The organism is Pedobacter gandavensis (genome assembly GCF_032678745.1).
Taxonomy (GTDB): domain Bacteria; phylum Bacteroidota; class Bacteroidia; order Sphingobacteriales; family Sphingobacteriaceae; genus Pedobacter; species Pedobacter gandavensis_C.
Genome location: NZ_JAVTST010000001.1, coordinates 1,870,611 through 1,883,293, shown reverse-complemented (window position 1 = coordinate 1,883,293; position 12,683 = coordinate 1,870,611). Strand labels below are relative to the sequence as shown.

The 12,683-nt window shown below is 40.7% G+C and carries 8 protein-coding genes; 4 read left to right on the top strand and 4 right to left on the bottom strand.

What is annotated here, in order from left to right:
- Positions 1 to 364 precede the first annotated feature (364 nt).
- The 3 genes from R2S10_RS07705 to R2S10_RS07695 form a co-directional block, all read right to left on the bottom strand.
- A complete protein-coding gene (locus tag R2S10_RS07705) occupies positions 365 to 544 on the bottom strand; it encodes a hypothetical protein (RefSeq protein WP_316839867.1) in 180 nt (59 codons plus the stop codon).
- Positions 545 to 659: 115 nt separating this feature from the next.
- Complete coding sequence (locus R2S10_RS07700) at positions 660 to 1,022, bottom strand: DUF1622 domain-containing protein (RefSeq protein ID WP_316839866.1); 363 nt, start codon at positions 1,020 to 1,022, stop codon at positions 660 to 662.
- A gap of 72 nt (positions 1,023 to 1,094) precedes the next feature.
- Complete coding sequence (locus R2S10_RS07695) at positions 1,095 to 2,015, bottom strand: AraC family transcriptional regulator (protein WP_316839865.1); 921 nt, start codon at positions 2,013 to 2,015, stop codon at positions 1,095 to 1,097.
- A 143-nt stretch (positions 2,016 to 2,158) separates the two neighbouring features.
- Here R2S10_RS07695 and R2S10_RS07690 point away from each other — a divergent pair, with 143 nt between their 5' ends.
- From R2S10_RS07690 to R2S10_RS07680, 3 genes are all read left to right on the top strand, one after another.
- Positions 2,159 to 5,185, top strand: a complete 3,027-nt coding sequence (locus R2S10_RS07690) for a glycoside hydrolase family 2 TIM barrel-domain containing protein (RefSeq protein ID WP_316839864.1) — start codon at positions 2,159 to 2,161, stop codon at positions 5,183 to 5,185.
- Between the two features lie 131 nt (positions 5,186 to 5,316).
- Entirely contained in the window at positions 5,317 to 8,592 is a 3,276-nt protein-coding gene (locus R2S10_RS07685) for a sugar-binding domain-containing protein (RefSeq protein WP_316839863.1), read from the top strand.
- 105 nt (positions 8,593 to 8,697) lie between these two features.
- Entirely contained in the window at positions 8,698 to 9,540 is an 843-nt protein-coding gene (locus R2S10_RS07680; protein WP_316839862.1) for an OmpA family protein, read from the top strand.
- Positions 9,541 to 9,677: 137 nt separating this feature from the next.
- Here the strand turns inward: R2S10_RS07680 and R2S10_RS07675 are convergent, their stop codons facing one another.
- The gene (locus R2S10_RS07675) at positions 9,678 to 10,520 is read right to left on the bottom strand and encodes a VOC family protein (RefSeq protein ID WP_316839861.1); all 843 of its coding nucleotides are present in this window, start codon (positions 10,518 to 10,520) and stop codon (positions 9,678 to 9,680) included.
- A 332-nt stretch (positions 10,521 to 10,852) separates the two neighbouring features.
- On the opposite strand from R2S10_RS07675, the gene R2S10_RS07670 reads away from it, so the two are divergent.
- A complete protein-coding gene (locus R2S10_RS07670; RefSeq protein WP_316839860.1) occupies positions 10,853 to 12,676 on the top strand; it encodes a hypothetical protein in 1,824 nt (607 codons plus the stop codon).
- The last annotated feature ends 7 nt before the right edge of the window (positions 12,677 to 12,683 follow it).

Below are 12,683 nucleotides of genomic sequence, written 5' to 3'. Positions count from 1 at the left end.
CACACTTATATGTTGCCACATATTTTTAACGTTACCAAGAAAGATTCTCCTGATTATTTTATGGCTTGGTAAGGCTACAAGCTATCTTAGGCCCTATCAACCTCCTACAGAAAGACAAGCAAAACCCCAGTATTATAAGTGGGAGTACGGAAGCACATAGGACTTACCTTATCGGATGTCCGAGGATAGCTCAAAGGAGACTGCAAGAAAGGTACTAGGGATAAGGAATATTGATGAGCCATCCGCAGGGAAAAGCGAAGATCATGCAATAAATCGTAAGAGTTTTTCAAAAGAAAGCGAGTGTTGTCTAGGTGGACAACAGATCATAAAAAAGCAAGCGTAAAAATCAGTAAATCTGCAATACTTACTTGTTCTTGTTCGACGATTTTTCCGGGTGCAGAAACTTATCCGCTTCAGCTCTCAATTCGTCCAGCCTATGGTTCACTATTTCAGTCTTTTTTTTGAGCTCAGCGGTGTGAGCAGCAAGGTTTTTGGTGATTTCTGCACTGCTTTGTAGCGTGTCTTTTTTGTCTGATTGATCCATGACTGTTGGAATTAATACTTAAATATACTGGAAAAACTAATTCCTAATATTAAAAATAGATTAAATTTTTCTACTTAAACCAAATAGGAGTGGTGGTGTCTTTCGTAATTCTTTTTTATTTCTTAATGGCTAGATCTTCAGCCTTTCTGTTGGCCTTCAGATCGTCAATTTCTTTGTTTAAAAAGTAAGACAAACCCGTTCTGATGACTACCGTGCCGGCCAATATTCCTAAGTCCTGGAATGATGGATTAAGAATAGTATCTATGATATCTGAAGCAATTAAAAACTCCAGACCCAACAATAGATAATAGCCAACTTCAATTTTAATCTGAACGGTTCTTTGTAGGGAGAAGCCCTTGCCTAAACGATTACATTCGTTCTTTATAAAATGGTATAGCCCGATTGCCGCGCCATAACAAATAATGCCTATACTGATATAACTGATGATATGTGAAATGTATATCAGTATATTATCCATAGCCCGGAATGAATGTTTTTTTAAGCGTAATGATTTGATCCCCTAATAATTACAGGAAGTTACGAAAATTATTTAAAGTTTGGAATCCTTTTTAATTTCTTTTCTGAATTTGTAGTCTTGTGGTGATATGCCCATAATTTTGCTGAACATTCTGGAGAAATAATAAGGATCATCAATTCCTAATGCTGCAGAAATTTCTTTGATGCGTAAACTGGTCAATTGTATATACTGACAAGCTTTTTGTACTTTAAGCTGGTTGAAATATTTGATCGGTGCCAGACCGGTTTGCTCCTTAAATATAGCCGAGAAATGAGAAGCAGAAAGATTTACTGCATTCGCAATGCCTTCCAATGTTAAGGTGGTATGTAGGTTTTTTTGCATGTAATCTATAGAGATCTCCACCGGATTTAATACATTTTTCTTCAATGCGTAATTGAATTTTTCTTCGAAAATAAAAGAAGAAAGAAAATGCCAGAAACTCATACTTGCATAACAGAGGTTATCAGTACTATATCCTCTCTCCAGATTTAGATAGATGTCGTCAAAAAGCTTGATTCTTGATTCATCATACTGAACTGTTCCCTGCAAACTTTTTTGCCTTTTCAATAATAATGAAACAATAGAGGGTACCTGATCTCCTTTAAAATGAGCCCAGTAAATTGTCCATGGTTGTTGCTCATTAGAAGAATAAGAATGTACTTTTTCCGCAGGAATCACAATAAAACTGCCCGTGCCAATCAGATAACTGCTTTCTTCAATACTCACTTCGCCTTTTCCACCAACACAGTAAAGCAGGATATATTGGTCAATCCCTTTATTGCGCTCCCGGTAATGGAACTTTGCCTTTGGATAAAAGCCGATATCAGTAAGCTGTATTCCCGCAAGAATTGGATGCTGACTGGAAGCTTTATGGAGGATTCCTCTAGGAATCACAATGGCTTTTTGTCCATTAAATCCTTCTTTTTTCTTAATTACAGGAGGGGATGGGTTCATTCTTTTTGCTTAGGCTTGAGGGCATGAATTTATAAAGATATACCATAAGAATGTCCATTATTGCTTTATTATTTTTACAAATAAAAGCCTTTCATCCGCCGGAAAAATTTATTCTTTATCTACCTTGCGTTAAACCACAACAAATGAATACTTTGAATTTTAACCGCAAATTAGCAATGCTGTTTGTTTTTCTCCTCTGGATGCAAACACAGCAGGTTCATGGGCAGTCCAGATTGTCGCCCTTACCAGAAAACACCACAAAAAAAGACCATAAAAACGGCTCCCAATTCCTGATTTCCTTAGAAGGAACCTGGGAATTTAAACAAGGGAAAACACGTAGTAAAATCCAGGTTCCCGGAGAATGGGCAATGCAGGGTTTTGAACTGAATGCCGGAGAAACCGGAACCTATATTAAGAAAATAACCCTTCCTGAGAATTGGAAAAATATGCGGGTCAAACTTCGCTTTGATGGTGTAAGTTCCCATGCTGTTGTTCGGGTAAATCAGGAGAAAGTTGCAGAACATGAAGGGAGTTTTGTTCCTTTTGAAGCAGACATTACCAATCATTTGAAAGCCGGAGAAAATGTATTGGAAGTCGCAGTGTCGGCATTGACCATCAGTGATATTTTGGCCTGTACCTCACAATATGCCGCGCATACTGTTGGCGGAATTCTGCGCAAGGTGACTTTATTTGCTTTACCTCAATTGAATATTGCTGACCTGAAAATTGAAACAGATTTCGATCCTCAGTATAAAAATGCAATGCTTAAAATCAATACAAGCGTAGTAAATGAGTGGATCGTTACTCAGGGGAATCCAGTAGAGGCAAGGGAGCTTTCTCTACGTTATACTTTATACGATCAGCAAGGGAAATCGGTGCTTCAAAAAATAGTAAAACTAAACACACCGGGACCTGGAAAGGCTTTATTGGATAAGCAATCATTTAAGGTGTTAAATCCAGAACATTGGAACTCCGATCGCCCATATTTGTATCGCCTTCAAACGGAACTGCTGCAGGAGCAGAAAACGACACAGACACATCAACAAAAGATAGGATTCCGGGAGATAGAAATGAGAGGGAATGAACTTTTGGTAAATGGTAAGCCGGTTAAACTGCGCGGTGTAAACCGTCATTCGATACACCCCCTAACCGGGAGAAGCATCAGTAAAGCATTGGAATATGAAGATGCGAAACTGTTCCTGGAAGCTAACTGTAATTTTATCAGAACTTCTCATTATCCGCCTTCGGAAGAGTTCCTGGAAGCTTGTGATGAACTGGGGCTCTTTGTAGAAAATGAGTCTTCTTTAACCTGGATCAATCATCATGCTTCGCCGATTTGGAAAACCTGGGACTATAAAGATGAAAAGTATTTGCCGGTGATGATGAATGCGAACCTGGAGAAAATGCAGGCATCGATGAACCATCCTTCGGTAATTATCTGGTCATTGGGCAATGAATCTAATTGGTCTCCGCTTTGGCAAAAGGTACAGGACGCCGTGAAGGCATTTGACCCGAGCAGACCTACCGCCTTTCACGACCAGTGTTGGGGAGGATTTAATAACCTGGGAAGCAAGGCTGATATCGCCAATTATCATTATCCTGGAATTGATGGTCCCGCTGCTACAGATACGATGAAGCGACCAACTTTATTCGGAGAGTATGCGCATTTGAGTACCTATAACCGCAGAGAATTGCTGACGGATCCGGGTGTTCGTAGCGCTTATCAATTGCCATTAGTAAGTATGTACGATTCAGTTTATCAGCATAAAGGTAATCTGGGAGGCGCCATTTGGAGTGGAATTGACGATACTTTTCATTTGCCCGATGGCAGGATTGTAGGTTATGGACCATGGGGTCCTTTAGATGGCTGGAGAAGACCGAAACCTGAATACTGGGGGATGAGAAAGGCCTACTCGCCAATCCGGGTTAAAAACCCTGAATCTCCAAGGATTGTAAATGGAAAGTTGATCTTATCTGTTGAAAATCGCTATGATTTTAATCACTTAAATCAATTGGAAATCAACTGTCTGGTAGATGGTAAAATGGTAAAAATAAGCGAAAATATTGCAGCGAGAAGCAATGGAGAGATTCGTATTCCTGTTCAGCGAAATACAAAAGAAGTTTTCATTTCTTTTAAGGATCCAAGAGGTTTTGTGGTAAATGAAGAAAGGATTTTGATAGCGAATGAAAATAAAGTTCGTCCTAAAGCTGGATTGAAAGGTCAGGCGGAAATGAAAATGCAGGCAAACATTCAGGCATTACCGGATTTCAAATCTCTCCCGGATCCGAGAGTAGAAGAAAATGGGGCGGCCTACCTGATTCAACAGGGAGAACTGAGCTATCGTTTGGATAAAATTACAGGAATATTGACTTCGGTAGAGAACAATGGAAAGAAAGTGCTGAAACAAGGGCCGGTTTTCTGTTATGTTCCGATGAATTCGGAGGATGGAGGGAAACCTAATGTAGCTGGAGAAACTTATCAAAACAATATTTATCCAATCAAAAACTATCCGCTATACACTTTGTTTGTCAAAAATATTCAGATTAATAAGATAGACAGTGGTTTGGTTTTTACCATGAATACCACTTATACCAATGCCAGTGGCAGTATCCGTTACCTGTTTAGAAAAGATGGAAAGATACAGCTGGATTATGAAGTTAAAATGGATGAAAGCGCTAAAATAGCCCCTTATCAATATGGAATGTTGTTTCAGTTGCCGACCAGTTATGATACGCTGAAATGGAAAAGAAAAGGGGATTTTACGGTTTACAACGAAAATGACATCAGTAGAAATGAAGGAAAGACTTCCTTAAATGCGAAATGGTTTCCGGGGGTAGAGGAGTTTGGGAAAGTGCCAGCCAATGCATGGAAAGATGATGCCAATGAAATGGGATCCAATGATTTTCGCTCTACTAAGGCGAATATTTTAACCGCAGAATTGCTGGATAAAGCAGGTGATGGTTTGAAAGTTAACTCCAATGCAAGGCAATCCTCAAGGAGCTGGTTGCAGGATGGAAGTATTCAGTTGTTAATTGCCGATTATAGTAACCGGGGATCAGAACCTTTTTACGCTTCGCCATTTACCGATGGAAGAATTGAGGGGGCGACTAAAACACTGAAGGGTACTGTGCAATTCGAATTCATTGTTGATCGTAAGATAGTCCATTAAAATAAAGGTTATATCCATTTAAGATTGCGCAGGTTCATTTAAGTTTGTGTGTGCTGATACTGGAACAAAAAACCGGTAATTAAAACCTATTGAAAATGCCATCAGCAGCACACACACAAACTTAAAATGGAATGAATATTAGATTTTTAACGTTAATAGGACTGCTGGTCTTATTCGTAACGAAGGGTTTTGGACAGGATCACTTATCACTGGCCGGAACCTGGAACTTTAAACTGGACAATGCCAATCAGGGTGAAAAAGACAAATGGTTTGATAAAGAATTAGACGAAACAATTGCGCTTCCAGGAACCACAGATCAGGCGAAAAAGGGAACAAAAACATCTGGTGCTGATTATGGGATTTTGTCAAGAGCCTATAAATATGTCGGACCAGCATGGTACAATAGAACGATCATTATCCCAGCTACCTGGAAAAGCAAAGAGATTTCGCTATTGCTGGAAAGGGTGATGTGGGAATCTAAAGTTTGGGTAGACGGCAAGTTAATGACCACACAAGATGGTCTTGGCGTACCTCATCTCCATAATTTGGGTAAATTGAGTCCAGGAAAACACAGGTTGAGTATCCGCATCAATAACGACCTGATTCATAATATCGGGGATAAAGGCCATGCTTATACCGAATACACCCAAAGTATTTGGAATGGTGCAGTAGGAAAAATTCAACTACAGGCATCGGCAAAGACCGCTATTGAAAATCTGCAAATCTATCCGGATGCGGAAAAACGTCAATTGAAACTGATGTTGAGTATGAAAAATCCGCAGAAGATGAAAGTGAATTACGAGATCATCGACCTGCAAAACAATAAACGCGTGTTTAGCAAAACGGAAATTTTGACTCCCGCAAAGGAACAGAGTCAAGTACTGCAGCTGGACTTTCCTATTAAATTATGGGACGAGTTTACACCTAACCGATATCGGATTACAGCAAGCCTGGAAAGCAAGGGAAATCGAGGGAACAAAGAAACCCGATATGATGTTTCCGAAGATTTTGGTTTTAGAAGCATCGGTCATAGCAAATCTAAGGTGCTGATCAATAATGCGCCGGTATTTATGCGCGGTAACCTGGACTGCGTACATTTTCCTCTTACCGGATATCCTTCCTGCGATGTCGCGGAATGGGAGCGGATCTTTAAAGTTTACAAATCTTATGGCTTAAACCATGTGCGTTTTCATTCCTGGTGCCCGCCGGAAGCGGCTTTCGAGGCTGCGGATAAATTGGGTATTTACATCCAAGCGGAAGCGATTTGGATTGATTGGTGGATGACTACACCACCAAAAGACAGACCGGATATGATCACCAAAGGCTTGCCTGAAGGTTTAGGTAAAAACCCTTCTGCAGATCAGTATACCCAGGCAGAGTTGCAAAGGATGTTGGATGCCTATGGGAATCACCCTTCATTTGTGATGATGTGTATCGGTAATGAGTTGGGGAATTCCGACTTCAATGAGATGTCCAAATGGATAGAGAAATTGAAAGGAAAAGACAATAGGAGGTTATATGCGGTATCTACTGCCAGAAAGATTATGCCGGTCGACGATTATTCGGCAACTCACAATATTCCAAATGTGGGCGGTACCTATGGCTTACAGGGTGGAAGAAGTGATTACGATCTGGAAAAGAACTATTCGAAAAGTAATATCCCGATTTTCGCGCATGAAGTTGGGCAGTTTCCAGTTTATCCTTTATGGTCGGAAATTGATAAATATACAGGCGTTTTAAAAGCAAGAAATCTGGAAGTTTGCAGGGAATCAGCCATTGCAAATGGCTTGGAAAATAAGGATGTGGCATTTCATCAGGCAAGTGGTGCAGTTCAGAAACTCTTGTATAAGAGCTTAATTGAAAACTTTTACCGTACGCCATCTGCGGGAGGATTCCAGATGCTGAGCATGCAGGATTACCAGGGACAGGGAGAAGCGTTGGTAGGATGGCTGGATGCCTTTTATGATGATAAAGGCACCACAGACACTAGTTATTTTAAGCAATATAACAACCATGTAGTACCACTGGCCAGGATCAAGAAATTTGTCTGGGAAAATACAGAGATGTTTAAGGCGGATCTGGAAATCGCGAATTATGGCAGTGGCGATCTGAATACAACACTGGACTGGAAAATCATTGGCGAAAACCAGCAGGTATTAGGCGCAGGCCAGATTGCCGGAGCAATGATCAAAAGAGGAACAGTGAAAAGTTTCGGACAAATCGAGGCGATCCTTAGCGTAGTAAATAAGGCAACAAAAGCAAAATTGATGATTTCCCTGCCGGGTACCAGTTACCGGAATGAATGGGACCTTTGGATTTACAATAGCGCCGCATACGCAAATATGGACCTTGCTGCTCCATCTGTAGATGCTAAAATCCTGAAGGAGAAAACTACAAAAAACAAAAAATCACAAGGTACTGAGTCGGAGTCTAAAATTCTAGAAACCAATGTGCTGGATCAACATGCAATGGATGCTTTGAAAAATGGTAAAACGGTATTGCTTTATGCAGCAAAACTGGGGAATTCTGAAGTATCCAGACCATTGTTTTTTACACCATTATTCTGGTCTAACGTGTTTTTCCCAGGACAAGAAAACACTACGCTTGGTACTTTAATCAATGACCAGCATCCTGCTTTAAAAGATTTCCCAACCGAATCTTTCAGCGATTGGCAATGGGATTCTATCAGTAAAGGAAGAGCTTTCAAAATGAAAGACTGGCCGAAAAATCTGGAGCCAATTGTACAGCCAATCAGTGATTTTCACATCAATGAAAAACTAGGGGCAATTATGGAATGTAAAGTTGGAAATGGGAAATTGCTCATCTGTGGCTATGATATTGAGCGTCCAAAAAATCCGGTAGCCAAACAATTGAAATACAGTTTGCTGAATTACATCGGTTCTAAAGGATTTGATCCTCAGGTACAGGTAGGTGCCGAGCTGTTGAAGAAGAGTTTCCCTTTCATTAAGGAAGCAGCATCAGGAGTTCCTGCAGAATTTTCAACGGCATTACTTTATGTGAAAACAGGAGATAAAGCAGCTGTATTGAAACGTAATACCAAGTATAAACTAACTGGTGAAGAGGGGATTTGGGACTGGAAGGACAGTGCTGACCAACCTAAGCAAGCCTGGTATGGTAAAAACCTGGAAATCACGATTAATCCACCGCAAGGGGTTATTGGAGAATTGTACCTTCATTTTGAAGATTGGAACAATGAATCGAGATCGGCTAAAATCTGGATTGATGGCAGAGAATTTATGACGGGTACATTAGATAAAAAAGGGAAATGGTTGAAGCTTTTCGTGATGCGCGAAGATACCAATGATGGGAAAGTCAACATCAAAATTGAGTCCATGTCTGGTAGTAACGCCATGATTTCTGAAGTGGTTTTCGTAGAACAGAAATAGATTGTAGAACCTAAGTAATATGTTCCCTGGAAATGATTTGTGGTACAGTAGTTGTGCTTTCAGTACTTTGCACATTTAATTGTAATGTAACGGATTTATAAGATTATGAGAATACCCATTTTACCGTCCCTATTGATCGCTGTGGCTTTATTAGGCCAGGGCTGCGTAAGCAACAAGAAGTTTGCAGATTTGCAATCCAGCTATACGCAATTACAGGAGAAAAATCAGGCTGCAAATCAGGAACTGGCTAGTTCCAGCACCCGAGTGAAAAGTCTGGAAGAGCAGATCGCTGCACAACGTGAAAATGTGAAAGCTTTGCAAATCGCATTGAATAAATGTTTGAATTCGAGTAGTCAGGGGAATACAAATATCTCCAAGCTAGTAGATGAAATTAATGTAGCTAATAAATATATCCAGCATTTGGTGAACACGAAGAATACCAGTGACTCGTTAAATCTGGTATTGACCACCAATCTGACCCGCTCATTGAGCAGAGAAGAAATGAGTGATGTGGATATTAAAGTGTTAAAAGGAGTAGTTTACATCTCACTTTCAGATCAAATGTTGTACAAATCAGGAAGCTATGAAATTTCTGATCAGGCAGGTGCTACTTTAAGTAAGATTGCAAAAATCATTAAAGATTACCAAAGTTATGATGTGTTGATCGAAGGTAATACGGACAATGTGCCGATTTCGCAAGTCAACATCCGCAACAACTGGGATTTAAGTACTTTGAGAGCTTCCTCTGTGGTGATGTCTTTACAGAACAACTACGGAGTGATTCCTAAAAGGTTAACTGCTGCAGGAAGAGGGGAGTATAACCCGATTGCCAGCAATGATACCGCAGAGGGAAGAGCGAAAAACAGACGTACAGAAATCATCATTACGCCTAAATTAGATCAGTTCATGGAATTGATTGGAAAAGCCCCGGAACAAGCCAAAGAATAGTGTTGAACTGGTAGAACGGAAAAAACCTGCGCTAGCGTGCATCTTTATCCGCGAAACCGGATTTGAAAATTGAAAGAAAAAATTGAAAGAAAACGAAAATGCCCTGTCCTTCTTAATGAGGTTCAGGGCATTTTCTTTTAAGCTTCTTCCAGCTCTTTGATGATCAGTTTTTTCATGCCCATCATGACCTGCATTCTTTGTGGTCCGCGTTCCGGATCGCTCATTAGCTTGCCGATGGATTTAGGAATGATCTGCCAGCTGATGCCAAATTGATCGGTTAACCAGCCACAGGCCACTTCAAAACCACCATTGGAAGTTAATTGAGTCCAGTAGCTGTCGATTTCTTCCTGCGTGTCGCAAGACACCATTAAAGAAATACCATCATTAAAGCCAAAGCGATGATCGGCAGAACTGTCCATTGCCATCAGTACAGTGTCATTCAATTTAAACTGTGCGTGTTTCACAAAATCGGTACGGTCGCCTTCGCCTTCCGCATATTTTAAGACCCCCTCAATTTCAGAATTCGGGAATACCGAGGTATAAAATTTAAGGGCTGTTTCGGCCTGACCGGCTTTATCACCGGTAAACATTAAAGTCGGACAGAATTTCTGATAAGTATCTTCTTTTGTTCCGGTATACAATTGCCAGGAAACACCATACTTGTCTTCTATCCAGCCATATTTCGGGCTCCAGGGATAAGCATCTAAGGCCATCATCACCTTTCCGCCATCCTGTAATTTATTCCAATATTTTTCTGTCTCTTCTGCGGATTCGCACATCACCATAAAAGAAATGGCAGGATTTGGATCGTTAGCAGGACCATCTGTAAGTAACATGAATTTCTGTCCGCTAAGTTCAATTTCCACAACCCATTGATTGGATGCGCCAATTTTACCTTCGCCGAATGTCTGTGTATAAAATTCGGCCGCTTCGGTAATTTTTCCTCTGATGGTTAGACAGGGATAAATGAAGTTTTTCATAATGTTAAGCTTTACGGTTTTATGTATACTAAGTTACAGAACATTATATACCTGGTGGTAGGGAATTGAAGACATTTAAAGGGGGCAATTGCGACAAAACAGGTACTTTAATCCATTTAGGAATACAGGTATTTCTATCTGTAAAATTAACTGTTCAATTGTTCAAATTTGGGTAAACAGAATGTCGTGTTTCGATGCGCTCTTCCAATTTTGAATATATAATTGTCGCTTTTTTGAGTCGTTTTTACGCAGGAGTCAATTATTAAACTCAATAGGTTTAGGCAGCATTCAGGATGTTTGTTTTTAATTAACGCAACTAATCTCTCCTTATAATGTCTTATTTAAACACACCCAGGTTAACCTTTTCAGGGAAGTTTCAGGCAGATCCTTCCACCGTTAACAACGATGTAGAACACTACAACAATGCCAAATTCGAAGCAAGCTATCAGGATTACGGCGAGCATGGAACCAATGGCTGGTGGAATCCCGACGGTACCGGCAACTGGCGATTGATCGACTGTGTGATCAATACGGTTACCTATAAAGATGGAACCAGTACAAATGATCCTTCCGTAGATCCTATTATTGGGATGAGTGTGATGGATGCCAATGCACGCGTAGCTGGGAAAATCGTGGATCTGGACCCGCAACAACAATCTGTGTCGCAAATCTGGGGCATGGTAGTGAGGCTTGGAAATGAAGGTAATGTCTTGCTGAAAGGCGAGTTCACACCAGTTGGTTTCAATGACATCTGGTGGAAAAGAACGGTTAACGCAGGAGGATCTCCGGGGGCGGCAGCCACTTATCAGTCGGTCCTAACTGGCTTAAACTGGACCGAAGGAGGATTAAACTCCCGTTACCTGAACGAATTGAAAGCAGAAAGCCCGGATCAGTTGTCCATGAAATTTAACGTGGATATTTTCAATCAAACGGTTACGGACGCCAATTTTACGATAGGTAGAGTGGTGGGAAGTATAGGACCATCTAAACTGGAAGAACCAAGTCATTTTACTTTGGGTCGTCAGTTTGTTCCAGACCTGATTTGTAATCAGGGGATGTATCTTCCTGATCCGAAAAATGCACTTTATGTAGCTACAGCATTGGTGCTGGAGGAGTCGAAACAAATTGTACTCGATCTTGGAAATTGTTTAACTACGACTTCACCGGATGGAAAGATTGCAGAAAGCAGGAGACTGTTATTGGGACTAGATCTTGGAGATGGACGATCATTACCATTGGGAGAGATCCTTTATCAGGATGAAAATTGGTATGTACAAAACGGCGGATTGGTGACCATCTCTTTAACGGATGACCAACTCAGTTCAGTACTTAAATTTCCATTGGAGATTCGTACAAAGGTGGAAAATTTGGGCTTTACATGCATATTGAAGGAAAAAGCAAGCTACCTGCGAGCTGATCAGTTTGTTTTTAGAATGAATGATAGCCAGAGTGCTGCAGTAGATTTCTATGCCACTTATCTGGGAAAAGCATTGCCTAATAAAACGGTGTATTGTGAAGTACAACCTAACCTGATGAACATCATGGGACAGGGAAATGGAAATCCGCCTACGGCTATACCAGCGATCCTGGATTTTCCACAGGAAATGAGTACCGATGAAAATGGAAAGGTAGTGATGAAGCTATCGGCTACTGATCCGGCAAATCCAAGAAAGTATATCGACGGACAAGTATATGCGCTATGGTATTACCTGGAAGGAGAAGATAATACTGATTTTAAATTGATCCCTGATATCGATCCGAATAAACCACCTATCGTATCACCAGATACGCTTTCCGGAGTAGATCCTAATAATTTCATCAGTGTGTTGGTGTTTAATAGCCTAAGTCCGGAAGCGATTCAGAATCCGGATTGGGAATCTGATGTAAAACCAGTGATGCAGCAGTATTCCAACCTTTATCCATTGATGTCAAAAGGGATTTTTAACCTGGCGGATCAGACCGTGGTGGATACCAATGCAAAGATACTCAGGTTCGTATTTGGCTTGCCGATCGAAGATCCAAACCATATGCCAGTGACCAGAGATCTGTCCAAAGATAAACAGCAAATGATCCTGAACTATCTGGATGCGGTGATCGCGGAAGCTGCCTTACAGGAAAGTTCAATTGCTGAAAATGTTAATCAAAACAATGCCTAAAACCGAA